This window comes from Enhydrobacter aerosaccus, assembly GCF_900167455.1.
GTDB classification, from domain to species: Bacteria; Pseudomonadota; Alphaproteobacteria; order Reyranellales; family Reyranellaceae; genus Reyranella; species Reyranella aerosaccus.
Window position 1 is genome coordinate 651,390 of sequence record NZ_FUWJ01000002.1, and the last position, 25,487, is coordinate 676,876.

Annotated in this window: 23 protein-coding genes; 8 read left to right on the top strand and 15 right to left on the bottom strand. The window is 64.9% G+C overall.

Annotation, left to right across the window (positions count from 1 at the left end):
• The first annotated feature begins 107 nt into the window (after window positions 1-107).
• Genes B5D62_RS12370 through B5D62_RS12380 form a run of 3 tightly spaced genes read left to right on the top strand, consistent with a single transcriptional unit; the run spans window position 108 to window position 5,118 of the window.
• Window positions 108-1,154, top strand: coding sequence for a chemotaxis protein CheB (locus tag B5D62_RS12370; protein WP_170920906.1), 1,047 nt, complete (start codon window positions 108-110; stop codon window positions 1,152-1,154).
• Window positions 1,135-4,716 carry a CheR family methyltransferase gene (locus B5D62_RS12375; RefSeq protein WP_170920907.1) on the top strand — a complete coding sequence of 1,194 codons (3,582 nt, stop codon included), beginning with the start codon at window positions 1,135-1,137 and terminating at the stop codon, window positions 4,714-4,716. Before B5D62_RS12370 ends, B5D62_RS12375 begins: the two co-directional genes overlap by 20 nt.
• 12 nt (window positions 4,717-4,728) lie before the next feature.
• Window positions 4,729-5,118 (top strand): response regulator, encoded by a 390-nt coding sequence (locus B5D62_RS12380; RefSeq protein WP_085934158.1) that lies wholly within the window; start codon window positions 4,729-4,731, stop codon window positions 5,116-5,118.
• A 274-nt stretch (window positions 5,119-5,392) separates the two neighbouring features.
• On the opposite strand, the gene B5D62_RS12385 is transcribed toward B5D62_RS12380, so the two are convergent.
• From B5D62_RS12385 to B5D62_RS12400, 4 genes are all read right to left on the bottom strand, one after another.
• Window positions 5,393-6,460: a helix-turn-helix domain-containing protein gene (locus tag B5D62_RS12385; RefSeq protein ID WP_085934159.1), complete on the bottom strand. Its 1,068-nt coding sequence runs from the start codon at window positions 6,458-6,460 to the stop codon at window positions 5,393-5,395.
• Between the two features lie 435 nt (window positions 6,461-6,895).
• Window positions 6,896-8,395 carry an efflux transporter outer membrane subunit gene (locus tag B5D62_RS12390; protein WP_085934160.1) on the bottom strand — a complete coding sequence of 500 codons (1,500 nt, stop codon included), beginning with the start codon at window positions 8,393-8,395 and terminating at the stop codon, window positions 6,896-6,898.
• Window positions 8,392-10,005: a DHA2 family efflux MFS transporter permease subunit gene (locus B5D62_RS12395; protein WP_085934161.1), complete on the bottom strand. Its 1,614-nt coding sequence runs from the start codon at window positions 10,003-10,005 to the stop codon at window positions 8,392-8,394. The genes B5D62_RS12390 and B5D62_RS12395 overlap by 4 nt, the downstream gene beginning before the upstream one ends.
• Window positions 10,005-11,093 carry an HlyD family secretion protein gene (locus B5D62_RS12400; protein WP_085934162.1) on the bottom strand — a complete coding sequence of 363 codons (1,089 nt, stop codon included), beginning with the start codon at window positions 11,091-11,093 and terminating at the stop codon, window positions 10,005-10,007. The genes B5D62_RS12395 and B5D62_RS12400 overlap by 1 nt, the downstream gene beginning before the upstream one ends.
• 160 nt (window positions 11,094-11,253) lie before the next feature.
• Here B5D62_RS12400 and B5D62_RS12405 point away from each other — a divergent pair, with 160 nt between their 5' ends.
• Window positions 11,254-12,213: a D-2-hydroxyacid dehydrogenase gene (locus B5D62_RS12405; RefSeq protein ID WP_085934163.1), complete on the top strand. Its 960-nt coding sequence runs from the start codon at window positions 11,254-11,256 to the stop codon at window positions 12,211-12,213.
• Window positions 12,214-12,238: 25 nt separating this feature from the next.
• Window positions 12,239-13,147 (top strand): polysaccharide deacetylase family protein, encoded by a 909-nt coding sequence (locus B5D62_RS12410; RefSeq protein ID WP_085934164.1) that lies wholly within the window; start codon window positions 12,239-12,241, stop codon window positions 13,145-13,147.
• On the opposite strand, the gene rutD is transcribed toward B5D62_RS12410, so the two are convergent.
• From rutD to B5D62_RS12445, 7 genes are all read right to left on the bottom strand, one after another.
• Window positions 13,099-13,920, bottom strand: a complete 822-nt coding sequence (rutD, locus tag B5D62_RS12415; protein WP_085934749.1) for a pyrimidine utilization protein D — start codon at window positions 13,918-13,920, stop codon at window positions 13,099-13,101. The genes B5D62_RS12410 and rutD overlap by 49 nt on opposite strands.
• Window positions 13,921-13,927: 7 nt before the next feature.
• Entirely contained in the window at window positions 13,928-14,320 is a 393-nt protein-coding gene (rutC, locus tag B5D62_RS12420) for a pyrimidine utilization protein C (protein ID WP_085934165.1), read from the bottom strand.
• Window positions 14,320-15,069 carry a pyrimidine utilization protein B gene (gene rutB, locus B5D62_RS12425; RefSeq protein ID WP_085934166.1) on the bottom strand — a complete coding sequence of 250 codons (750 nt, stop codon included), beginning with the start codon at window positions 15,067-15,069 and terminating at the stop codon, window positions 14,320-14,322. The genes rutC and rutB overlap by 1 nt, the downstream gene beginning before the upstream one ends.
• Window positions 15,066-16,157 (bottom strand): pyrimidine utilization protein A, encoded by a 1,092-nt coding sequence (gene rutA / locus B5D62_RS12430; protein ID WP_085934167.1) that lies wholly within the window; start codon window positions 16,155-16,157, stop codon window positions 15,066-15,068. The genes rutB and rutA overlap by 4 nt, the downstream gene beginning before the upstream one ends.
• A gap of 52 nt (window positions 16,158-16,209) precedes the next feature.
• Window positions 16,210-16,452: a DUF6496 domain-containing protein gene (locus B5D62_RS12435; RefSeq protein ID WP_085934168.1), complete on the bottom strand. Its 243-nt coding sequence runs from the start codon at window positions 16,450-16,452 to the stop codon at window positions 16,210-16,212.
• Window positions 16,453-16,646: 194 nt separating this feature from the next.
• Window positions 16,647-18,776, bottom strand: coding sequence for a hydantoinase/oxoprolinase family protein (locus tag B5D62_RS12440; protein ID WP_085934169.1), 2,130 nt, complete (start codon window positions 18,774-18,776; stop codon window positions 16,647-16,649).
• A gap of 43 nt (window positions 18,777-18,819) precedes the next feature.
• Window positions 18,820-19,260 carry a PPC domain-containing DNA-binding protein gene (locus B5D62_RS12445; protein WP_085934750.1) on the bottom strand — a complete coding sequence of 147 codons (441 nt, stop codon included), beginning with the start codon at window positions 19,258-19,260 and terminating at the stop codon, window positions 18,820-18,822.
• Between the two features lie 126 nt (window positions 19,261-19,386).
• On the opposite strand from B5D62_RS12445, the gene B5D62_RS12450 reads away from it, so the two are divergent.
• Window positions 19,387-19,953, top strand: a complete 567-nt coding sequence (locus B5D62_RS12450) for a hypothetical protein (protein WP_085934170.1) — start codon at window positions 19,387-19,389, stop codon at window positions 19,951-19,953.
• Here B5D62_RS12450 and B5D62_RS12455 read toward each other — a convergent pair.
• Together B5D62_RS12455 and B5D62_RS12460 are read right to left on the bottom strand one after the other, a co-directional pair.
• Window positions 19,950-21,335 (bottom strand): amidohydrolase family protein, encoded by a 1,386-nt coding sequence (locus tag B5D62_RS12455; RefSeq protein WP_231714794.1) that lies wholly within the window; start codon window positions 21,333-21,335, stop codon window positions 19,950-19,952. The genes B5D62_RS12450 and B5D62_RS12455 overlap by 4 nt on opposite strands.
• 274 nt (window positions 21,336-21,609) lie before the next feature.
• Window positions 21,610-21,969, bottom strand: coding sequence for a hypothetical protein (locus B5D62_RS12460; protein WP_139373856.1), 360 nt, complete (start codon window positions 21,967-21,969; stop codon window positions 21,610-21,612).
• A 216-nt stretch (window positions 21,970-22,185) separates the two neighbouring features.
• Between B5D62_RS12460 and B5D62_RS12465 the strand changes: the two genes are divergently transcribed.
• Window positions 22,186-22,449 (top strand): hypothetical protein, encoded by a 264-nt coding sequence (locus B5D62_RS12465; protein ID WP_085934173.1) that lies wholly within the window; start codon window positions 22,186-22,188, stop codon window positions 22,447-22,449.
• A 60-nt stretch (window positions 22,450-22,509) separates the two neighbouring features.
• The gene (locus B5D62_RS12470) at window positions 22,510-23,589 is read left to right on the top strand and encodes an SDR family oxidoreductase (RefSeq protein WP_085934174.1); all 1,080 of its coding nucleotides are present in this window, start codon (window positions 22,510-22,512) and stop codon (window positions 23,587-23,589) included.
• Between the two features lie 6 nt (window positions 23,590-23,595).
• Here B5D62_RS12470 and B5D62_RS12475 read toward each other — a convergent pair whose 3' ends face one another.
• Window positions 23,596-24,453, bottom strand: coding sequence for a polysaccharide deacetylase family protein (locus B5D62_RS12475; RefSeq protein WP_085934175.1), 858 nt, complete (start codon window positions 24,451-24,453; stop codon window positions 23,596-23,598).
• Window positions 24,454-24,530: 77 nt separating this feature from the next.
• On the bottom strand, window positions 24,531-25,394 hold the full coding sequence (locus B5D62_RS12480; protein ID WP_085934176.1) for an isocitrate lyase/PEP mutase family protein: 864 nt from the start codon (window positions 25,392-25,394) through the stop codon (window positions 24,531-24,533).
• Between the last annotated feature and the right edge of the window lie 93 nt (window positions 25,395-25,487).

Genomic DNA, 25,487 nt, shown 5'->3' on the forward strand with positions numbered 1-25,487 from the left:
CCAAGTTCCCGGCCGGCGCGACCGGTCGAGCTTGAACCTCGGGCGCCATGGAACGTTGCAATCGGATATCCGACCGTCAACCCCATGCCACAAACGATCTCACCAGAATGTCCCGCACCCACGATATCGTGGTCATTGGCGGATCCGCCGGTGGCCTGGAGGCACTGCGGCCCCTGCTGGCACGGCTGCCGGTCGGGCTGCCCGCCTCGATCCTCATCGTCCTGCATGTCGGACCGGTCAGCTATCTCCCGGAGATACTGGATCGAATCTGCCCCCTTCCCGTCGTGGCCGCCAGGAGCGGGGAAATGCTCCAGCACGGTAAAGTCTATATCGCCATTCCGGGGGTCCACCTGCTGGTGCACCACAACCACTTGCTGTTGCGGCGTGGTCCGCGCGAGAACCTGTCCCGCCCTGCCATCGATCCCCTCTTCCGATCGGCCGCCGCGTGCTGCACGACCCGGGTAATCGGCATTCTGCTTTCGGGCGCCCTGTCCGACGGGGTGGCGGGTCTGGGGACCATCAAGCGCTGCGGCGGCATCGCGCTGGCGCAGGATCCCGATGATGCCCTGGTCCCGGCCATGCCAGCCAACGCCCGGCGCGCCGTCGATCTCGATCTTGTCCTGCCGATGGCCGAGATGGCGGAGGCACTGGCCGCGCTGGTGCAAAGGCCGGCGCCGCCGCCTGTCGAGGTGCCCATGGACATCCAGCTGGAGACCGCCATTGCCGCCCAGGAGCTGGCCGACATGAAGGTGGACGACATCCTTGGCAAACCGTCGCGCTTCACCTGTCCCGAATGCCAGGGCACGTTGTGGGAAATCCGGGACGGCTCCATGCTGCGATTCCGCTGCCATGTCGGACATGCTTTTAATTCCGAGGCCGTTCTTGCTGCCTATGGCGAGCAGATCGAGAATACCCTGACGCGGCTGCAGCGGTCGCACCAGGAGCGTGCAGCTCTCGCGCGAAGGATGGCGGAAAGCGAGCGAGCAGAAGAAAGACATCATCTCGCCGATGAACTGGAGCGGCGAGCAGACGGGTACGACGAAGATGCGTTATTGGTTCAGCACCTGATGCGTACCGGATTTGTCGGCCCAAGAGACGAGAGCCGAGACGATGAGCCAGGAGATACAAGACAAGATGGCGAGATCGGAAGCTAGCGGCGGTGCGCCTGTGGCCGACGATGCAGCACCCCTTCCCGTGGTGCCGATTGTCGGTATCGGTGCATCCGCCGGTGGCTTGACCGCTCTGGAGATGCTGCTGCCGCCCATCAAGCCGGGAAGCGGGCTGGCTTATGTCGTCATTCAGCATCTCGACCCAGATCACGAGAGCGCCCTGCCCTCGCTGCTCGAGCGCAGCACCGCCCTTCCCGTGGCGGTCATCACGAACGGCATGGCCATCGAGGCCGATCGCATCTACGTCCTTCCCCCCAATGCCGGGGTCGCGATCGAGGACGATCGGCTTCGTCTGGCGGAGTTGCCGAGGCCGCGCGGTCCGCAAACCCCGATCGACGGCTTCTTCACGTCCCTGGCGGAGGCGAGAGGCGAGCGGGCGGCGGCAGTCATTCTCTCCGGCTCGGGCAGCGACGGCACGCTTGGCCTGCGCGCGATCAAGGAACATGGCGGACTGACGATCGCCCAACGGGGCGCCGAGTATGACGGCATGATGCGCAGCGCCGTGCAGACAGGGATGGTCGATGTCGTGCTGCCCGTCGCCGAGATCCCGGCCAAACTTGCCGACTATTTCCGTGACCTGGATCGCCGCAAGAGCCAAGCCGAGGGCCAGGGAGCGCGCGATGCCCTGACCCAGATCCTGGCGCTCCTGCGCGCGCGCACCGGTCACGACTTCAGCGGCTACAAGGACAGGACCGTCGCCCGTCGGGTGCAGCGTCGCATGCAGGTCCTGCAGATCGATACGGTCGCGACTTTCATCGAGCGACTGCGCAAGGATCCGCAGGAGGTCGATCTTCTGCTGCAGGATCTTCTCATTGGCGTAACCAACTTCTTCCGCGACCCACAGGCGTTCGCCGCACTGGAAGAGAAGGTCATTCCGTATCTGTTCGAGGGCAAGGGACCGAACGACACGATCCGGATCTGGGTTCCCGGTTGTTCCACGGGAGAAGAAGCCTATTCGATCGCCATCCTGCTGCGCGAGCATCTGCCCAAGGGGCAGGCGGGTCCCAGGCTGCAGATCTTCGCCAGCGACATCGACGAGCAGGCGCTGCAGACTGCCCGGATCGGACGCTATCCGGCGGCGATCGCGGGAGACGTGGCGCCCGAGAGGCTGGAGCAGCATTTCGTCCGCGAGGACGGCACCTATCGTATCGCTTCGGACCTGCGCGAGATCTGCCTGTTCTCCGCCCACAATCTGCTGCACGACGCACCGTTTTCGAAACTCGACCTGATCTCGTGCCGCAATCTGCTGATCTATCTGACTCCAGAGCTGCAGAACCGCGTGATCCCGCTGTTCCACTATGCGCTGAACGAGTCGGGCTATCTGTTCCTCGGCAGCTCCGAAAACCTCACCAGGCACGCGCGGCTTTTCTCCACGCTCGACAAGCCGCATCGCATCTTCCGTCGCCGCACCCCGATCGAGCGCCGTCTGCCCGAATTTCCTCTCACGACGACGGAGGGAGCGCGACATCGCACGCCTGCCGCACAGCGCATAGTCGCGGATCCGGACTCTCTGCAATCGCTGGCGGAACGGCAGCTCCTGGAGCGTTACTCGCCGGCCTATGTCGTCATCAATGCCGAAGGGGATGCCCTGCACGGCTCCGGCCGGACCGGGAAATATCTCGAACTGGCGCCCGGCGCGCCCAAGATCGATGTCTTCAGCATGGCGCGCCAGGGCTTGCGGCCAGACATGCGCGCCGGCGTCCACAAGGCGGCGAGCACCGGCCAGGTCGTGGTCCAGAAGAACGTGATCGTCGGCACCAATGGCGGGCGCCAGACCATCGATCTGATCGTCCAACCGCTGCGAACGGCCCCGGCTCACGATCCCCTCTACATGATCGTGTTTCAGGATATCGGCGGCATCAAGAACGGCCAAGAAGCCAATGGCGCGGTCGACGACGAGGATCTCGAGAGTGCCGGTCTGCGGCAATTGGAGACGGAGCTGCGGGCCACCAAGGAGCGGCTGCAGACAACGACGGAAGAACTCGAATCCACCAACGAGGAGCTGAAATCCGGCAACGAAGAGCTTTCCTCCATGAACGAGGAGCTCCAATCGGCCAACGAGGAGCTCGAGACCTCGAAGGAAGAGCTTCAATCGATCAACGAGGAGCTTCAGACGGTGAATGCCGAGCTGAATTCCCGTGTCGAGGACCTGAGTCGGGCAAACTCCGACATCGCGAACCTGCTGGAAAGCACGCAGATCGCCACGCTCTTCCTCGATCGCGATCTGAACGTGAAGAGCTTTACCCCGGCCGCCAAGGACGTCTTCCGACTGATCGAAAGCGACATGGGCCGGCCGATCACGCATGTGCGGGCCTGCTTCAAGGCCGACACGGTGCAGGACGATGCCGAGCGCGTTCTCCGCACCCTGAGCACGATCGAGCGGCAGATCGAGGGTGCCGACAACGGAGCGCGCTACGTCATGCGCATGATGCCCTACCGCACGGTGGACAATGTCATCGCCGGCGTGGTGATCACCTTCGTCGACGTCACCAAGATGAGCGCCGCCGAGGCGCGGATCAATCAACTCACCCGCGACCTGCGAGACCGCATCCAGAGCCTGGAGATCCTGCTCGATGTGGTGCCGGTTGGCATCCTCATCCTTCAGGACCGACAGAAGATCGACGAGATTCGCGTTAACCGCTATGGAGCGCAGCTCCTGGGCCACGGCGCCCAGGGTGAGGCGGGAAGCGGACCGCGGCTCCTGAGCGCCGGCGTGAGGCTGTTCCAGGGAGATCGCGAGCTTCCCCCGGACGAACAGCCGCTGCAGCTCTCGACGCGGTCGGGTCACGCAGTCGCGAACTTCGAAGGTCAGCTTCTGCGGCCGGATGGAGAACGCCGCGATGTGATGATCACCTCGACTCCGCTGTTCGATGACGCCGGCAAGACGCGCGGAGGGATCGCAGCGATCGTCGACATCTCCGAGCGCAAAAACGCCGAGGCACGCCAGCAGATCCTGCTCTACGAGCTTCAGCACAGGGTGAAGAACATCATCGCCACGGTGAGCGCGCTCGCCAATCGCAGCCTGCCGACCGAAGGCCCGATGGCCGCGATCGGGGAGGCCTTCCAGGGCCGGCTGCGCGGCATGGCCGCCACGCACGAGCTTCTGTCGCGGGCGAACTGGCGTGGTGCACCGCTGGCCGAGCTGATCGAGGCCGCAACCCGGTCGCTGACCGGCTTCGAAGGCAGCAATGTCGACGTCCACGGCCCAGACGTGCTGATGACCCCGGCGGCCGCGGCAACACTCGGTATGGTGTTCTACGAGCTGGCCACGAACGCGGTCAAATATGGCGCGCTTTCGAAGTCGGGCGGCCGGGTCGATATTGACTGGCAGGTGACTGGCAGCCCGACCATCAAGACCCTTTCGCTGACCTGGACGGAGTCCGGCAGCAAGCCGATTGCGCCCGACGCGCGCGCGGGCTTCGGCATGACTTTCATCAAGCGCAGCATCGAGTACGAGCTCGCCGGCAAGGCCGATATGGAGCCTACCGCGGACGGGCTGCGTTGGAAGATGGATTTGCCGTTCGCGCAGAATGTCCAGCATGCCTAGGAGTCGGCCGCGATGCCAGTACCGGGGAGGGAACTCGAGGGGCTGAAGATCCTGGTGGTCGAGGACAACTTCCTGGTGGCCGAATATCTGCGCGACATGCTGGAAGATCACGGCTGCGAGGTCGTGGGCCCAGCGCCGCGCGTCCGCCTTGCCCTTGACCTGCTGCAAGGAGAATCGAAGCTCGATGCCGCGATCCTCGACATAAACCTGAACGGGGAATTCTGCTTTCCCATCGCGACAGCCCTGAGGGCCGCCTCGATCCCTTTCCTCTTTCTGACGGGCTACGACGACGACACTATCGTGCCGGCGGATTTCAAGAGCACGCGGCATCTGCCCAAGCCCGTGGAACGGACCCAGCTGCTGGAAGCGATCCTCGAAATCCACGGCCAGCCGGGGTCGTGACGGGCCGCCGCCATTAAATAAATGGAAATATAATGAAAACGGCTTCTCGGGCGGCATGAGCGACTAAGGACTTCCCACTCTGCCGCCACAATACGCTCCGGCACGTCTCTCGACCGATTCCGGTCGTCAATGCCCGACGGAGACGCAAGCTTCGGTGCCCGACCTCCGCCGGCTACAGCGCGATGACTTTTCGCGGAATCAAGCCGTCGCCCCGACGCAGGCGCTGCTATGCTACGAGCGTCAGGGCGACGCCCGAAGCAAAAGTCATCGCGCTTTAGCAGTCGCCTCCCGCCGGTACATCTTCCGATCCCCAGCAGATCTCGCCCGCCTCGCGCATCAAGGCGCCATAATCGAGGATCTCGACCACGTTGCGCCGGGCCCGGATGACTTCGCGCGACTCAAGCATGTGCAGGGCGACCGTCACGCCCGATCGGCGGACGGCCAGCATACGGGACAGGCTGTCATGGGTGATCGCCAGGGTCTTGCTGCCCAGCCGGATCGAAGCCGTCAGCAGGCGCCGCGCCAGTCGCTGCTCGATCGTGCCATAGCCAATGGCAAGACTGTTGCGGGCCATGTGGCCCGTAAATCGGTAGGCGGCCGCCAGAAGCGCGCTGTACAGTTCCGGCAGTGCCTGCAACTCGGGAACGATGGCGGCCGGAAGCCGCCATGCTTCACCCCGATGCTGGACGACCGCCTCCACCTCCGAGCCGGTGGAAGCCAGCAGAGCACCGATGCCCGTCACGCCTTCGCGGCCGACCAGGCCGACTTCGATCCGCTTGCCGTTCGTGGATACCGCCCGGACAGAAATCAGGCCGCTGACCGGAAAGTAGACATGGCGAATCTCGGCGCCCGGCGTTTCCAGCACCTGGTCGACATCGAGCGTCGCGCGCTCGAGCCGCGGTAAGACGGCACGCCAATGGGCCGCCGAGAGCCGACCGAGGACGAGGTTGCCGCGGTCCACGTCCTGCCCTCCCGAGGTAAGGGTGGCCAGGGCGCTCTCGAATTCCCGATCGTCCAGCGGCTTGAAGAGCCGCGGCCGGTCTTGGAATTCCGGTGGAAGAACGTAGTTGGGGCCGTATCCCGTCAGGAACAGGAACGGGATCTCCCGCTTCCTGAGCTGGTCGCACAGCGGGAAGCTGGTCGTGCCGCGGAGATCGATGTCCACGACCGCGCCATCGACATCGTTCTGGCACAGGAACTCGACCCCGGTCTCGACCCGTCCGACAGCGGCGGCGACATCGCACCCGCATCGCTTGACCATGTCGCAAACGGCCTCGGCGGTCAGGTAGCTGTCCTCGACAACGAGGATCTTTGGCTTCGGCTGTTGCTGGGCAACCAACATCTTCCAACTCCCCAAATGCACGAATGGGTTGAACGCACAGCCGGGTACGCCGTTCGGTGCGAAAGCGTCCCGCCTGTTGAGGCGCGAAGGTGGATAGAGAGGGCCACAGCTTGCCTGCGCCAGTCCGCCAATTCAAGCGGGCGCGACAGAAAGAGCAATCGGGCGTCGTTTGCGGCAGTGATTGCAGGAGGTGAGCCGATGCGACAGCGGCTGTGCAATCGAGTTGGCGCATGTGCACGAGGGCGCTGCACTCCATCCGCCGGGAGTCGGCGGCCGCCACAGCGGGGGAGAACGAGCAGCATGGCGACCGCCGACGGCGCCGCTATTGGGGATGGCAGGGCAGCGCCAGTGGCACAACGCCGGTGTCGTCCATCGGTGCCGCGAATTTCGTAGGCGGGATGCAACTGTGCACAAGCGCACCGCTCGCAAGGCCGATCACGTCCAGCCACCGCCAAGGGCCTTGTAGAGCGAGACGAGATCGGTCGCCAAAGCCTGATGGCTTTGCGCCAGCTGGTCCTGGGCCGACAGGTAATTCGACTGCGCCGACAGCACATCGACGTAAGTCACGAGGCCGCCTTGGTATTGCTGGATCGCGATCGCCAGGGACGAGCGTCCGAAGGCAACCGCCTTCTCGAGCGACTGAAGCCGTTGCTGCTCGGTGACGTAGCGCACCAGCGCATCCTCGACGTCCTTCACGGCGCCCAGGATGGTCTTCTGGTAGGAGAGATAGGCCTGCTGCTCTTCCTCCTGCTTGGCCTTGATGTTGGCGCGGATCTGGCCGCCCTTGAAGATCGGCCACATGATCGATGCCAGGCCGATCTGTCCGAAATTGCCGGCTGAGAACAGGGTGCCCAGGGCGTTGCCCGAGTAGGACAAGGCGCCCAACAGGTTGAACTTGGGATAGAGGTCGGCGATCGCCACGCCCTCCTGCGCCGTGGCGGCGGCGAGCTGCCGCTCGGCGGCGCGTACATCGGGCCGTCGGCGCAGCAGATCGGATGGCAAGCCGACGGGCAGCTGTGGCGGCACGGGCGGCAGCGGCCTCACCGGATCGAGCTCGGACGCCAGGCTCTCCGGCTGCTCGGCCATGAGGATGGCGATGGCGTGCTCCATGACACGGATCTGCGCCACCAGCAGCGGGATCTGCGCCGTCGTCGAGGCCAGCAAGGTCTGCTGCTGGTTGACGTCGAGCTCGGTCACGAAGCCGGCCTGGCGACGGGCGCTGATGATCTGCAGCGTATCGGTCTGGCTCTTGGCCTCGCCGCGCAGGATCGCAAGCCGCGCCTGTGTCGCGCGCAGGCCGAGGTAATCGGCAGCAATCTCGGCCGTAAGCGTCACCTGGGCATCCCGCGCCTGCCACTGCGCCGCCTGGGTGCCCGCCCGCGCCGCCTCGACGCTGCGACGCACGCCGCCGAAGACGTCGATCTCCCAACTTGCATCGAAACCCGCTGAATAGAGCGTGACGTTCGTCGAGGTCGGCGTCGTGTTGCTGCTGGCTGCCGCAGAAGCAGCGGACGCTGCCGCCACCGAACTGGCAGCGGCCGCGGCGGGAGAGGCGCCGCCGATGCCGGCGGCGATGTTGGAATTGGAGTGCAGCTTCACCCCGGCACCGGAAAGGTTGAACTGCGGCAGGCCGGCGGCGCCGGAAATGATCTCCTGCTGACGCGCCTCGCGCACCCGCGAGGCCGCAATCCGGAGATCAAGATTCGTCTTGAGCGCGCGATCGATCAGGCCGTGCAATTGCTGATCGTCCAGCGTCGTCCACCAGTGCGAAAGATCGGCCTCGGTGGGCAGCGGCACGCTGATCGGCGCATCCTGGGCCCGCAGGCTCACGCCCTCATAGGAAGACGCCGTCTGCAACTCCGGTTCGTGATAGTCCGGACCGACCGCGCAGCCCGCGACCGACAGCGCGGCCGCCAGGGCGAGCGGGCGCCTCAATGACCAGCCGCGGGAGCACCCGCGCCCGCCTTCGGCTTCTGCATGAGCAGGACCAGCGGCGTCGCCGCCAGCACGACCAGCATCAGCACGTGAAAGACATCGATGTAGGACAGCATGTTCATCTGCTGTCCCAGCGTCTGATAGAACTGAGCGATCGCCGCTTTCGCCGCCTGGGCGTGGGAGAGCCCCTGGTTCATCAGCACATGCGTCATATGATCGATGCCAGAGGCGTAGTTCGGGTTGAGCGGATTGAGGCTCTCGACATATTGCGACTGATGCACCTGGCTGCGCCGCGCCAGCATCGTCTGAACCAGTGAGATGCCGAACGTTCCGCCGAGATTGCGCGACACGTTGAGCAGTGCCGACGCCTGATTGTTCTCGCGCGGGCGCAGGCCGACATAGGCCGCGCTGGTGATGGGAATGAACAGGAACGGCAGGCCGACTGACTGGATCAGCCGCGCCGTGGCGGCGTTGGCGAACGACATCTGCGTATCGAGGGTGCTCATGTTCCAGAGCGCGATCGCCTGGATCGCAAAGGCCGCGCCGATCAGGTAGCGCGCATCGACGCGACCGGTGAGGAAGCCGCTCAGCGGCATCACCATCAGCGTGGCGGCGCCTCCCAGGGTCAGAGCCAGGCCGGCATCGGTGGCGGTGTAGCCCAGCACTTCCTGGAGAAGCTGGGGAATGAACTGCGTCGTGCCGAAGATGATGACGCCCATCACCAGCATGAAGACGTTGGCGATCATGAAATTGCGCTGGCCGTAGAGCTGGATGCGGACGATGGGTTCGTCACGCGTGAGCTCCCAGGGGATGAAACACAGAAGCGCCACGGCGCTGGTGATGGCGAAGGTCGTGATCATGCCGCTGGAGAACCAATCGTCACGCTGCCCCCGGTCGAGCGTGACCTCCAGGCAGCCGAGAAACAACGCGACGAGCACGAAGCCCTGCCAGTCGACGTTGAGCCCGCGCTTCAGTAGCGCCTCGCGGGCCTTCACCAGCGCCGGCGGCTCGGCGACGAAGGCGCTGACGAGCGCCAGCGACAGCAGGCCGAACGGCAGGTTGATCAGGAACACCCAGCGCCATGACCAGTTGTCGGTGATCCAGCCACCCAGGGACGGTCCCAGGATCGGCCCGACGATGACGACGACGCCGTAGGCGGCGAAGGCCGCGCCGCGCTTGGAGGGCGGGAACGTGTCGACCATCATCGATTGCTCGACCGCCGCCAGCCCGCCGCCGCCGATGCCCTGAAGGACCCGCGCGATCACCAGGAAGGCGAGGTTGGGCGCCATGCCGCACAGCAGCGAGGCGGCGGTGAACAGCGCGACGGAAATCATGTAGTAGCGCTTGCGGCCCAGCACGTCTGCCAGCCAGCCGCTCACCGGCACCACGATCGCGTTGGCGACCAGGAAGCTGGTGATGACCCAGGTCGCCTCGTCGTAGCTCGCCGCCATCCCGCCGGCGATATGGGCAAGCGCCACGTTGGCGATGGAGGTATCGAGCACCACCATGAAGGTGGCGATCGAGATCACGGCGATGATGGTCCAGGGGTTGCGATCGCCGGCGACCGAGCGCTCCGGCGTCCAGCCCGCATCCGCCGCCGGGCGCGCCATCAGCGCACCTTCACCGTCGGTACGACGCTCATGCCCGGGCCGAGCAGGCAGTCCTTGGGCGGGTTGTCGAGGACGATCTTGACCGGCACGCGCTGCACGACCTTCACGTAATTGCCGGTGGCATTTTCGGGCGGCAGGATGCCGAAGGCCTGGCCGGCGCCACGCTGCACCGAGTCGACATGGCCGCGGATATCCTCGCCCGGACAGGCATCGACCTCGATGGTCGCCGCCTGTCCCGGCCGCATGTAGGTCAGTTGCGTCTCCTTGAAGTTGGCGGTGACCCACAGTTGCAGCGGGACGATCGCCATCAGCTCCTGACCGGGCGAGATGTAATTACCGACGGCGACGCTGCGCTGGGCCACATGGCCATCGATCGGCGAGACGATGTGCGTGTAGGAAAGATCGAGCTTCGCCGCCTCGACCTGCGCCTTGTAGACGTCGATCAGCGCCTTGGAACTCGCGATCTGGGCGCGCGCCGCTGCCAGTTGCGCCGCCGTGTTGGTCGCGGTCGCCACGGCCTGATCGAGCTGCTGCTGCGCCACGGCCTGCGGCGTCGTCTTCTGCAGGGTGCGGTAGCGCTCGAGATCGCGGCTGGCATTCTCGGCCTGCGCCGCCGCCCCCTTCTCGGTGGCCAGCGCCTGCTGGTACTGCGTCTCCGCCTGCTCTTGCTGCGCCTCGACCTGTGCAAGCTTCGCCTGCACATCGGCCGGATCGATCTCCACCAATGGCTGGCCGGTGTGCACCTGCTCGTTGTCGTTGACGTAGACCTTGGTCACGCGGCCGGAGATCTGCGGCGAGAGATGCACGATATGCGTGTCGACGAAGGCATCGTCGGTATCCTCGTAGTGACGGGCGTTGAGCCACCACAAGACGCCTGCCGCCACCACGGCGGCAATGACCACGAGCGCACCAAGACGAACGAGAGGCCGACGGAAGAAGCTGCGCTTCTTCTCCGCCTCCTCGTGATCCTGCTTCTGCTCCTCGTCGAGCGCGGCTCTTTCGTCGTGGTCGTGCCAGTCCGGGCGGCTGGATGAATCGCGATCGTCTTTTTCGCGCGCAGCCGCACGCCTGCCTTCGTCCGGCGCCATTGGGACTGTTCCTGGAACAACTCGGGACACAACGTCCCTCGCACGGTCGGGTTCCAGGCATCCGTGCCGGCATGCGGTCGCAGACCCGGACAGGCTTCGCGACTTTTGTGTTAGCGTGCGCGCCGATATCGCGAACCCGCCAACGACCAGGAGCCGCCGCTTGGCCACCCCTACCGAGGTCCTGCTCTGGACCGATTCGCCCGCCGCCTATCTGGATGCCATCAAAGTCGCTGGCCTGGAGGATCGAGTCCATATTAGCACGCTGCCGCGCAAAGACCGTCCTGGTATGGACCAGCTGACCAGGACCGAAGTCCTGATGGCAGCCGTCGTCCCGCCCGGCCTGCTGTCCACCATGCCGAAGTTGCGCTGGGCGCAGGCGATGACGGCCGGTGTCGAAGGATGGCTCGGCCTGCCCGATCTGCCGGACGGTCTCGCCCTGACCTGCGCCCGCGGCACGCACCGCGAGTCGATGCCGGAAAATATCCTGGGTGCGCTGCTCTACGTCGCCAAGCCATACGCCAAGGCGGTCGAGAACCAGAAACGCGGTCAGTGGATCCATACCGTGGCGCAGCCGCTGACCGGCAAGACACTCGGCATTCTCGGCCTGGGGGAGATCGGCCAGGAAGTGGCGCGGCTCGCCTCGTCCTTCGGCATCCGGGTCATCGGCACCAAGCGCCGGCCGACGGCAATGCCGCATGTCGACGAGGTCCTGTCCCCCGAGAGCACACCGGAAGTGCTGGCGCGATCGGATTTCCTGTTGCTGCTGCTACCGGCGACACCCGAGACCGACAACTTCATCAATGCCGAACGGCTCGGCCTGATGAAGCCCACCGCCTGGCTGTTGAATTTCGGGCGCGGCCATCTGATCAAGGACGAAGACCTCATCGCCGCGGTCAAGGGCAGGACGATCGCCGGCGCCGTGCTCGATGTCTTCCGTCAGGAGCCACTTCCAGCAGACCATGCCTTCTGGAAGACGGACGGCATCATCGTCCTGCCGCATATCGGCGGCCCGCATCCGCAGCGCGACCAGATCGTCGCGCGCCTGTTCGTCGACAATCTGGGACGCTTCCTGCGAAACGAGCCGCTGCGCCAAGTGGTCGACCGCAGCGCCGGCTATTGATCAGAGGTCAAGAGAGAGAAACGACATGCTGCGCCTGCCTTATCACAATCGCTACAGTTACTCGCCGATCGTCGAGCGGCCGGATTACTCCTGGCCCGGCGGCAAGCGCCTCGCCGTCTATCTCGGCCTCAACATCGAGCATTTCGCCTTCGGCGCCGGCGACGGCCATCTTCTGACCGTTGCCAATCCGCCTCCCGATCCGCGCACCTTCGCCTGGCGCGACTACGGCAACCGTGTCGGCGTGTGGCGCTGCCTGGAACTGTTCGACGAGCTCAATCTGCCGGCGGCGCATCTCATCAACACCACAGTATTCGATTACGCGCCGCAGATCGTCGATGCGCTGAAAGCGCGGGGCGACGAATTCATCGGCCACGGCCGCACCAATGCCGAGCGGCATGGCCATATGTGGGAATCTGACGAGAGGCGATTCCTCGAGGAAGTGCGGGATGCCATCGAAAAAGCGTCCGGCAAGCGGCCGCGCGGCTGGATGGCGCCCTGGATGGCCTCCACCCATCACACGCCCGACCTTCTGAAGGAAGTCGGCTTCGACTTCCTGATGGATTGGCCGGCGGACGATCAGCCGCTGTGGATGAAGACGCGCTCGGGTCCGCTGATGAGCGTGCCGTATCCGATCGAGATCAACGACAGTCCGCAGATCCTAGTGCGCCACCATTCGCCGGAAGAGTTCCGGGACTTCATCATCGGCCAGTTCGAGGAACTGCTGCGCCAGTCAGCGAAGCAACCGCTGGTCTGCGGCATCGCTCTGCACACGATGATCGTCGGCCAGCCCTACCGGCTGCGCCTGCTGCGGGAAGCGCTACAGCACATCGTGAACCATCCGCAGAAGGACAAGGTATGGTTCACTCGCCCGTCGGAGATCTACGATCACTGCGCCAACCTGCCGAAGGGCACGATGGTGCCGCCGCCGGCGTGAGCCGCCAGGAAGTCGAGCAGCACCGCATTGAACCGTTCCGGATCGGTCACGTTCATCGCGTGACCGCCCCAGGCGCCGATGCGCAGCACGCCGCCGTCGAGCGCCTGAGATAGCCGCTCGGACTGGGTATAGGGCACGAGAACGTCGTCCTTCGCCGCGACCAGCAGCACAGGAAGTTTCAGATCCGGCAAATAGGCACTGGCATCGAAGCGCAGCAGCGCCTCGATACGGCGGATCAGGTTGTTGACGCCCTGGAAGCCCGCCAGCGCATGGGCATCTTCCTGCACCATCCGCGCCTCGTTCGCCGCCAGCCATGCTGCCGGATAGAGGAAGATCGGCTGCGCCCGCACATAGGCTTCGATGCCGGCCTGCTTCAGCAGGGCCAGGCGGATCTCGAAGCACCGGCGCGTGTGGGCATCGGCGACGGCCCATCCGTTGACGACCGACAGGGACTGCAGACGGTCGGGCATCCGCGCCGCGAGATCGAGGCCGATCAGCCCGCCCAGCGCATGGCCGACGAAGTGGCATGATTCGGTATCGGTGGCGTCGAGTATCTCGATCACCTTGTCGGCCATGTCCGAGATGCTGTGGCCGACGGACAGCTCCGTCGAGCGGGCGCGTCCGGTTCCGGTCTGATCATAGGTGATCACGCGGTAGCGGCGCTTCAGCGCGGCGAGTTGGGGTGCCCAATAACCCGCGGCGCCGCCAAGGCCGGACGACAGAAGAACGGTCTCCGCCCACGGCCGATCGCTCTCGTGGACGTCGAAGGTCATGGCGGCGTCAGCCTTGCTTGCCGACATGGGCGATGGTCGCAATCTCCACCAACGCCTCCTTCTTCACCAGCCCGCATTGGATGCAGAACCGCGCCGGCTTGTCGCCCGGAAAGTACTTGGCATAAACGGCGTTGACGGCGGCGTAGTTGGCCCAGTCGGTGATGAAGATCGAATTGAAGGTGACATCGGCCATCGTGCCGCCGGCCGTCTCGATCACCGACTTGATCTGCTCCAGCACGAACTCCGTCTGTTTGCCCGCATCGCCGACGTGAACGACGTTTGCTTCCTTGTCGAGCGCCAAGGTCCCCGCCACATAGACCACCCCATCCGCCATCGCCCCAGGCGAATAGGGCGCCAATGTCTTGCCGGTACCGGCTGGAATAACGGGAACCATCGGCATCAGGAGCCTCCTTGCGGCCGGGCGAGTGGGTTGGCATTGGCGGTCAGCGCCGTCCGGAATTCGGCCACGGAAGACACCCAGCCGAAGAACTTCTCGATATTGTAGAGGGATGCTTTCTGGATGAAGTCCGGCCCGGCATGATGGGTCGCGTCGTGCAGCACGACACCGAAATACTCCAGGAAGAAGCCGTCACGCAGCGTCGACTCGACACAGACATTGGTGGCGATGCCGGTGAAGACCAGAGAGCGGATGCCCCGCGCCCGCAGAAGGCTGTCGAGGTTGGTGTTGAAAAAGGCGCTGTAACGCGGCTTCTCGACGATGATGTCACCCGGCTGAGGTGGCAGCGCCTGCACCAGCTCATAGTCCCACCCGCCCTTGGCCAGCAGCTTGCCTTGCAGCTCGGGGCGCTTGCGCATCGTCTTGAGCGCATTCGACTTGTGCCAGTTGGGCGATCCGGGCCCGCCCGCCTCGACGTAGTCGCGATCCCAGCCGTTCTGGAAGAAGATCACCGGCATGCCCGCGGCCCGCGCTGCGGCCGTGGCATCCTGGATCTTCTCGATCGCCGGCGCCGCGCCCGAAATGTCGAAGCCGGCAATGTCGAGATAGCCGCCGGGCGACGCGTAGGCATTCTGCATGTCGACGACGATCAGCGCTGTCTCGGCGGGGCGGATCATCAGTGGTTCTGGCGTTGCGGGAAGATAACGCGCGGCCGGATCGTCGACCGGAAAATAGCTTACAGGGGTGCTCATGCGGCGGCACTCGCAGGGGCTGGGATATGCTGGCGGCAGGCCATCAACGGCTGGATGCGCTCGCCGAATGTTTCCGTGCCGCTTACGAACTCATCGAACGTCAGCAGCACGCCGGCAAGACCAGGAACGGTCGCGACCTCGTCGAGCAGGCTGGCAACGGTGGCATGTGATCCGACCAGCAGGCCGATATTGAGGTTCACCATGGAGCTCGGATCGATGGCATGGCGGACGTTGCTGTCGCCGCCGGAGGACTTGTCAGCCGTGGCCTGCTCGACCATCCAGGCCAGAGCCTCCAGATCGGCGCCGTCCTTGTATCGCTCGTACTTGGCCCGCGCCTCCTCGTCGGTCTCGCCCGTGATCACCATGAACAGCGCGTAAGCGGCAACCGGCCGGCCTGTCTTCTCGGCCGCGGCTTGCATCCGTCCGACCGTATCCGAACAGGCCGTCGGCGTGTTGATGCCCTTGCCGAAGCAGAAATTGTAATCGGCATGCTTGGCGGTGAAGGCCATCCCGGCGTCGCTGGTACCGGCACAGATCACCTTCATGTCGGCCTGCGGCCTCGGGCTGAGCCGGCAGTCGTTCATGGTGAAGAACTCACCCTTGAAGTTCGAGACCCCTGTCGTCCACAGGTCCCGCAGGACCTGGACGTATTCGGCTGCATAGTCGTAGCGCCGGCCGAAATACTGATCTCCCGGCCACAATCCCATTTGCGAATATTCTGGCCGCTGCCACCCGGTGATCACATTGAGGCCGAAACGGCCATTCGAGATCGAGTCGATGGTGGCGCACATGCGCGCGGCGATCGCCGGGGGAACGACGAGGGTCGGAACGGTCGCGAACAGCTTGATGCGCGAGGTGACAGCGGCGAGGCCCGCCATCAGGGTGAACGATTCCAGGTTGTGATCCCAGAACTCGCTCTTGCCGCCGAACCCGCGCAGCTTGATCATCGACAGGACGAAGTCGAGCCCATAGCGCTCAGCGTTCAGCGTCACCTGCCGGTTGAGCTCGAAGCTCGGCTTGTATTGCGGCGAGGTCGTGGAGATCAGCCAGCCGTTGCTGCCGATCGGAATGAATACCCCGATTTCCATGCCCTTTCAGGCAGCAAAACCTGTGCCATCCGCTCACCTGGAAGAGACGGCCTTAGGCTTTCTTCTTGCGACTGGCGGTCTTCTTGCGGCTTGCCGACTTCTTCCGACTTGCCGTCTTGCGCTTGGGCACTTTCTTGCCCTTCTGGCGCGCCTCCGACAGGCCAATGGCAATGGCCTGCTTACGGCTCTTGACCGTGCCGCCCCGGCCTCCCTTGCCGCGCTTGAGCGAGCCGCTTTTGCGCCGGCTCATGGCGCGTTTCACATCCTTGCCGGCGCTGCGGGAATAGCGCGCCATGTCACCGCCAGAAGATGGCGAGCAGGATAATGATCGGCAGCGGAATACCGATCAGCCACAGGAGAAGTCCGCGTCCAAAGCCCATAACGACCTCCTCTGCGTCCACGTATTGGGACGTGCGTTTCTGGACCGATAACGAGGGAGCGAGGATGGACGTTGCGTCCAAAGGACCGGCGCCGGGAGCCGAATGCCGATCAGGGATGCGCGCCACCGGCAGCGATGAACACGACGGTGGTATCGGCCGGCACCCCTTCGAACTCGGTGCGCGCCAAAGCCAGCGCCTGCTCGGCCGAGCCACCTCTGGCAAGCTCGACGATATGCGACCCGAGAAGGATGATGATATCCGCCAGCGCTGCGCCGCCGCCGATCTTCGACGTTGTCCGGCCAAGCAGGTGCCGGAGAGTCGCGAGCCCCTGCTGCGCGACGGATCGCGTGACGGTGGCAGCGCTGCGCCGCAGCCGGATCGTCCCCTCCAGATCGACCACCCGCACGGCCGGCCGACCGGCATCGCGCAAGACCGCCTGAAGAACGAACAGACTGTCCGTCGCCGCGGCGACGCGGATGGCGTCGACCGGCACCGCCATCGACTCTGCAGCGATGCGGCAAGCCTGCCCCTCGGTAATGGCCTTTGCGACCCGTGTCCGCATTCCACAGGCACCTGTCGCCACGGCACGGACGCGCTGGGTATAAGGATCGATCTCGATCCTGACCTCGACGGTCTCGGGTGCCGCTCCCTGGCGGACGACAGCCTCGAAGGCTTCTCGCTTCAGCGCTCGCAGGTCCTCGGGCTGAGGGTCCGGAATCAGGCGTTCGACCACATCCCGCACCAGAGCCAACGCCACGCCGATCGAGGAGATCACCTCGGCATCCTTCGAGATGACGGAAGCCAGTTCCAGGCGCTCGGCGAGGAAGGGCACCAGCGCCCCGGCACCGCCGCCCTGCCCTACCAGCATCGCCTGATCCCGGTCGAGCCCGTATTCACCGATCAGCTGCAGCACCACCGATTCGATCTTTCGCGCCGCCGCCTCGAGTATCGACCGCGCCACCTCCTCGACGGTACGACCAAGCATCGAAGCCAGGGGCAGCATTGCCGCACGGGCCGCTTCCGCGTCGCCGCAGGCATGCATACCGGGCTTGGCATATCCCAGCACGTTCGCCGCGCAGGTGAGGGTGATCGCATGCAGGCTGCCGTCCGTCGCGCGCACGGCCACATAGTCTGGCGGATCGTCCGGCGCCGGGCGAAACAGCTCGATCTTCCCTTCCCTCAAGACGTCCGCCTGGCCGAACGCCGCATAAGGCAGGCCTGCGATGTGCGCGCTGCGCGGCCCGACATCGAACAGGGCCCCTTCCCGAACGCGCACCATGCTTCCACCGGCGACGCCGATCACCCGGACGTCCAGCGAGCTGACATAGGTGTCGTGGCCGCCCAACCGCGCATATTTCACAGTCGGCTGGCCGTTGCGGATCACGCCGATATTGGTGCTGGTGCCGCCGACTTCGAAATAGATGCCGTCGGAGACACGCAGATGCATCAGCGCTCCGGCCACGCTCGCGGCCGGGCCTGACAGCATCGTCATCGCCGGGCGTCGTCTCATCTCGTCGGTATCCATGACGCCGCCATCGCCACGCATGATCATCAACGGCGCGGCGATACCCGCCTCGCGGATGCTGAGCTCGGTCATGGCCGCTGTTTGGATCATGCGCGGCAGGATGCTCGCATTGACGACGGCCGTACGGGTGCGTGTTGCCAGGCCGTAGAGCCCCGAAACCTCGTGCGCCGGCGAGACCGGAATTCCCCTCACGCGGCCGGCCTCTTGAACAGCCTGCTCGCAGGAACCATCGTCGACGGCAAAGGCACTCGTGGCGACAATCGCCTCGGCCCCCTGTGCGCGCAGTTCATCGATGGCGGCAAGAGCGGCGGCCTCGGTCAGCGTCTCGGTCGTCAGGAACCGATGGTCTGGTCGCAGGGATCGACCCGGCGCCAGCTCGATCGCGTCGATCCGGCTTTGCTGCCGGGCCAGATCGGCCAGCTGTTCGCTGGCGATGCCGATTACCCCGACCCGCGCCACGTCGCCTTCGAGCAGCGCATTGGTCGCCTGTGTCGTACTGTGGGCAATGAACACCACGCTGGCAGGCTCCACGCCGGAGCGTGCCAGCACCTGTCGGAACACGTCGATCACGCCACGTGCCACGCCTCGGGCATTGGTGTGGGTCGTCAGCACCGACGCGCGCTCCACGACCTCCAGGGTGTCATTGTCGATCAGCACCGCCTTGGTGAAGGTGCCACCGACATCGATGCCGATGCGGTACGCTCTTTTCTCCATGCGGCCGGCATAGTGACGCCACCGCGGCCGGAAGCAAGATGCCCTATTCGAGATCGATCAGGGCGATGCCGAGCTCCGGCCGCTTCCTCCGGCGCAGATGGGCTGGAGTCTCGACGATCGTCACCTCCAGGGTCGGACGAACGATGCCGGAGAGGAAATGGCCGCCCCGGACCGACCCATCCTGAAGGCCAACGACAGCATGCATATGCAAGCTCGGCTTCCCGTCATCGCCGATCGCAATGTCGCCGACCAGGCTCAGCCCCTCGCACTGTTCGTCGATATCGATCGGCCGATACTTCTTCGCCTTGAGGTCGAACCAGCCCACGGTGACGCGCTCGAAAGCTCCCAAGGCCGTGAAGGAGGCCGCCGTCAGACCGGTCTCCGCTCCGAAGGCGCTGATGGCCTGGAACGCCTCCTCTCCGGCATCGAGAACCAGAACGAATGTCCGTTCGCCGCGGCTTTCCCAGACCAACTTGGACTGCATCCAGAGGCTCCCTGTGCGCTCGGGATGGAACGGCGTCGTCCGGCGATCGTTGCGTACCGTCGCCAAAAGGCGATGCATGCGCTATAGGATCTGCAACAAGGACATTCGCCCTCCCGTTCTACTGTGATGCGCTTCCGCTTCCTGCCCACAACCGCAATCGCCGCCATGGCGCTGCTCGGCGGCTGTGCCGGCGCCGGCGACATCGCGGGTACGGATTACGCCCCCGAGTACGATTACAGCGAGTTCTACGCCGTCACGAACAACAAGACGTTCAGGGTCATCGTGTCGGGAAATCCCTTTCCGGACATGTCGCAACAGGAGATGGAGCGCCGGCTGCTGCCCGTGATGCAGGCGAACAAGCCGCAACCTAATCTCACCTTCACCTATGCCGTTCCGGTCGAGGAACCGCGCCCCGACTACAGGCTGGTGCTGGTGTTCAATGCGGCGACCGACCTGACCGCGGCGCGCGTGTGCGCCAACCAGATCCGCCATAAGCCGGTGCCGGCCCGTCCGTTCGACCTGTTTGCGGTATACTGCCGTAACGATCTGGCCCTCTCCCAGAGCACTGCCTGGACACCCGCAACCGGTCCCGACGATCCGCGCGTAGGTCAGCTCTTCTCGAGGCTCTTCATCGTTCTGTTCGATCCTTTCCGCCGCCCGCGCCCCCATCCTTTCCCGTTCATGGTGTTCTAGGCGAGGAATTGCGCGTGGGCGTGGTGATGATGGCTGCCGGCGAAGCGGTCGATATGCAACGGCTCCTTGGCGAGACCGGGACAGAAGGATCCCACGACTTTTCCAAGCTTCTCATATAGAGCGCGGGCCGGCCGATTGGCGGCCTCCAGGCGAGCACGCGCCTTCTCTGCCTTGCGCGCCAGCTCGTGGAGGTCGACCGTCAGGAGCTTCCGGTTCTCGACGATCATGCGTCCGCCGACCATGACCGAATGAACGGCCGTGCCATCCTCGCTATGCACGATCTGATTGGTGGGATCGTTGCAGGGAATCCAATTCACATGGTCGAGGTCGAGGAACACGATGTCGGCCTTGTAGCCGGTTTCGATCCTGCCGATCCTGTCGCCGAGCCCAAGCGCGCGGGCGCTGCCGACGGTGGCGGCCTCCAGCACCTCGTCGGTCGTGATCCAGCGCTGCCAGTCCGGCCCCTGGACTTTCGACGCCATCGAGGCCAGCCGCATGTTCTCGTACATGTTCTGATTGTCGGAGCAGGAGGCGCCATCGGTCCCGATGCCGACATTGACCCGGGCATCGAGCAGGCCCCGCATATCGGCGATGCCATTGCCGAGTCGCATGTTGCTTCCCGGATTGTGGGAGACGGACGCTCCCTTGTCGCCCAGCCGTTTCATGTCATCGGCATCGAGCCATACGCCGTGCGCCACCGTGAAATTCGGGCTGACCATGCCCAGCTCGTCCAGATAGGCAGTCAGCGTCGAGCCGTACTGCCTGTAGCCTGCGATGACTTGGACCTTCGACTCGGCCACGTGGCTGTGCAGACCGGTGCCATAGTCCTTGGACAGCTTGAGACACGCCAACAGGAACGCACGCGAGCAATGGTGCGGAATGGTCGGCGCGACGGCAAGGTGGACGCCCTGGCGGCTCAGTTTCCAACCATGCAGCGCCTTCTTCATCTGGGCCACGCTCGCCTTGTACGGAGCCAGGGCGAACCGTCCGACGTCCTTTTGCAGGGCCGGCGGCAGACGCTCCATCAGGCCGGGGATCGCATCGAAGAAGCTGGTGTCCGCCACCATGGGAGCAAGCACGGCGCGCATGCCGACATCGGCGTAGGCCTGGCCGACAGCGGTCAAACCCTCCACCGTCGGCATCGGGAACTCGCCGGTGAGGTCGTACGCCGCGGTACAGCCCTTCAAGACCATCTCCGCCGCGCCGATGAGGCTCGACAGGTATTTGTCCTCGAGCGTGCGATGGCCGTTCATCCACGAACCGGCCGTGAGAAGCAATTCGAGTGTGACGCAATCCACCAGCCCCTTGGCGAGATTGCCATGGCTATGCGTATGCCCGTTGACCAGCCCCGGATGAAGAAGCCGGCCTTTGGCGTCGATCACTCTCGCTTCGGGCGGAGCAGCGAGGCCCGGTGCTCCGATCTCCGCGATCGTGTCCCCCTTCAAAAGGATGTCCGCTCTGGGTGCCGCATGGGCACGAATATCAAGCAGACGCCCACCGCGGATAACCGTCATCGCCGCCCTTGCCATTGTTCCCCCGCCTCTGCTTCGACAATGTGTCCAAGCCTATTCTGAGCAAGAGCGGGGCCATCAGCCAGACAAGCAAAAGCCCGCCGGACCTGGATGTCCGGCGGGCTCCTGTCTCCAGGTAGCGAAGCTACTGCACCATCACCCGGCCAGCCGGATCGAGGACGACAGCGACCTCGACACCGTTCTTCACCGCCCGGCCTCGCCAGGTACCGTCGGATTGCTGGCTCAAGCCCTTGACGTCGGTGAAGCCGGCGGACTCGATCTGAGCGCGTGCACTGGCAAGACCCGCCGTCTGGTTCTGGGAGTCGATCGCGCCGGCGCGGGGGGTGCCCGTCGTCGACGGCGGCAAGGCGGGGCTACCGGTTCCCGAATAGGACGTCCCCGGCGGCGGATTCGTAGCTCCCGGCTTCAAGGGAGCATTCTGGGCCAAAGCAGCGCCCGACAGGGCGAGAATGCCCGCGGCAGCAATTGTCAGAGTTGTCTTCATGGTGATCCTCTCCTGTGTGATGGCCGCGCTGATCCAGCGGCTCGGCTGGAGTGGCATCGACCGTGATCGATCGATGACTGCGATCTCCTGCAGATTGCCGTCTGTGCGGCGATCCCCCTTAAAATGCCGTCGGTCCTCCGAGGTTGCCTCTGTACGCCGGCAACCCGAGCGCCACCGTCCCGTTCCTGCCTGCAGGACTGCTCGAAGGGATGGACGATGGCTATCAGACCACCGCGCAAGAAAGAGGAAGCCGCCGGCCGCTATAGCGGGACCGATCAGCAAAGCGTGCCCGAATACGGACACGGCAATCACAAGCAGGGGCAAGCCGCCGCCGAAGCCCCCGACCAGGAAGGCAAGCCGTGGCAGGGTCCACCGCATCGGCGCGAAGGCGAATACGGCTATCGGCGCGACGAGGGAGCCCACGGCCGCGAGGTCGACGGCGATATCCCCAGGAAGCCTCGCCGCGGGCACAAGGCCTGACGTGCAACAGGGCGCTGCGGAGGGACGTTGATCCTGCGTCCCTCTCATGCGGAGACGTCCATGCGTGCCAAGGATCACGAGACCGAACATCACGACGCCAGGAATTGCGAGGATCGCGCGCAGTCTTCCTCCCACGACCGCGCTTCCCGTCGATCGGTTGTTGCCGGCGCCACGACGGGGCTGGCGGCGATGGCGCTGGCGGGTGCCGCAGGCGCACAGCCGGCCCGGGTTAACCAGGCGTCGGCGCCCACGGCGGGGCCTGCCCTGAAGAATCCCGTTACGGAGTATCCGCGACCGCCGTTCGAGAAGCAGCAGCAGCCCTGGCCCGGTCTCGCCAGCAAGATGACGCCGCGGCCAGATCATGGCGAGCAGAGCTACAAGGGCTCCGGACGACTGGCGGGTCGCAAGGCCCTGATCACCGGCGGGGATTCGGGCATGGGGCGCGCGGCCGCGATCGCCTTTGCGCGGGAAGGCGCAGACGTCGCCATCAACTACCTTGCTGCCGAAGAGCCGGACGCGGCGGAGGTCGAACATTTCATCACCGCGGCCGGACGCAAGGCGGTGAAATTGCCTGGAGACATCCGGAACGAGGCCTTCTGCGCCAAGCTGGTGTCCGACGCTGCGCGAGAACTCGGCGGCCTCGACATTCTGGTCAACAATGCCGCGCGCCAAATATCGCAGAACTCCATTCTCGACATCACCACCCAGCAGTTCGACGATACGTTCAAGACGAACGTCTACGCCATGTTCTGGATCACCAAGGCCGCCGTGCCCCTGATGAAGCCCGGCGCCACCATCATCAACACGGCGTCGATCAACGCTTACGATCCGAGCGAGAACATCGTGGATTATGCCGCCACCAAAGGCGCCATCATGATCTTCAGCAAGGGTCTCGCAAAGCAGCTCGCGTCGAAGGGCATTCGCGTCAACGCCGTGGCGCCGGGCCCGGTCTGGACCCCGCTTCAGGTCACTGGCGGGCAGCCGACGGACAAGCTACCGCAATTCGGCGGCAACACACCGATGGGACGTCCTGGCCAGCCGGCCGAGCTGGCCCCTCTTTACGTTCTGCTGGCGTCGGACGAATCGAGCTATTCCACAGGCCAGGTTTTCGCGGCGGTCGGTGGCCGCGGCGGACCGTAAGGGTGCTCAGTCGGCTGCTTTCGCAGCCGCCTGCCGGCGGGCAAGCCATTCGCCCATGGCCTGTTCCATGGTCATGAACGCAGCGCCGCCGGCTGCCAGACGCTTGATCAGCCGCTCCAGCATCATCATACGGTGACCGCGCCCGATGACGTGCGGATGGAACGTGTAGGTCAGAATGCCGAAGTCGGGGCAGACCTCGGTCATGTAGGTGAAGTCGTCGACGAAATTCTCGAGAACGGCATTGGCATTCATCAAGCCGGCCTGAATCGAGCCGTTCGGATTGCGCATGTATTCGAAGTGGGGAAAATCATCGAGTGACCAGCTGATCGGCATCTCGATCAAGGGCGTCTCGCGACCGCGCACGAACGGCTCCTTGAGTTCGACCACGTCACCCTGGCGCGCATAATAGCAATCGTAGTCGTGCCCCATCAACGAGCTGTCATATTGGATGCCGTGCTTGAGGAGCAGTTCGATCGAATGGGGTGAGAGATCCCAGGCCGGGGAGCGATAGCCGCGTGCATATCTTCCACTCACGCGCCTGATCGAATCGTTACCCCGGACGATCTCTTCCTCCTCCTCCTCACGGGACAGCGTTACCGGCAGGCGGTGCGTCCAGCCGTGATGCGCCAGCTCGTGACCGGTCTCCACGTAGGGCATGACTGCCTGCGGCGAACTGTCGATCGTGTGGCCGGGCGTGAAGAAGGTGGCTTTGATGTCGTACCTGGCCAGCAATGCGACCAGCCGCGGAATCACAACCATATCGTACTCACCGCGCGAGACCGCCGTCGGCGACGTCAGGCCTCGGGCGATGAAGCCGGACAAATGATCGTGATCGAAAGTCAGACAGACGATATGGCGGCCCATGTCACCCTCCCGCTGGAAGAGCACGGAGCATATCGGGCTCTCCCGGACCGGTCACGACAGATGCAGCGGTACGGCGATCAGGGCTTCAGCAGGTAAGGTTTGGCCTCGCGGTCATAGTCGGCATAGCCCAGCGTCGTCCGCAGTTCCGCCGGCGCCATGGCGCTCTTGGCCTCTGCCTCCCCCGCTGCGAGCGCGGCGAGCCCAGCCTTCATGCCGGCGGCGGCCGGAGCCAGCATTGCGGTCGGATAGGTACCGATCTTGAAGCCGAGCGCCGCAGCCTCCTTCTGTGACGGCGTCGCGCGGGGTGCACCTGGCGACAGGACCACGAAGGATGGCTTTCCCTTCGCCGCCGCCACAGCGCGCCGGATCTCTCCTTCGTCCGCCGGCGAATCGAGGAAGAGGATGTCGGCCCCCTCCTCGACATACATCTCGATGCGCGCAACCGCTTCGTCGATGCCCTGCGTCGGGCGGCAATCGGTGCGGGCGAGCACCAGGATGCCCGAGTCCTTGGCCGCGGCCACGGCGGCCCGGATTTTCATGCGCGCCTCCTCGCGCGGCAGGCAGGGCTTGCCGGCGGCAGTCAGGGCGCGCGGCGTGATCTTGTCTTCGATCAGGATTGCCGCGGCGCCGGCCCGGCCATAGGCCCGGACGGTACGCTGAACATTCATCGCGTTGCCATAGCCGTGATCGCCATCGGCGAGGACGAGCAGATCGGGCGCGGCGCCGCGCACCATGTTGAAGGCGTCGAACATCTCGCCAAACGAAATAAGATCGAGGTCGGGCCCACCGAGCCGGCTGGCGGCGACACAGGAGCCGGACAGAAACGCCGTCTTGAAGCCGGCCGCGGCCGTCAGTTTCGCGGTAAGGCCGTCCCACACCGCCGGCATCACGACAAAGCCGGGCTCGGCAAGCAGGGCGCGCAGTCGATCGGGAGCAGTCATCTCGTGGTCCTTCCTGAGCGGGTGCGGGACCATAGGCTGCCCCCGATGCAAACGCCAAGCACTTGACCGTCCCGGTCTCACTCCGCATCGTCT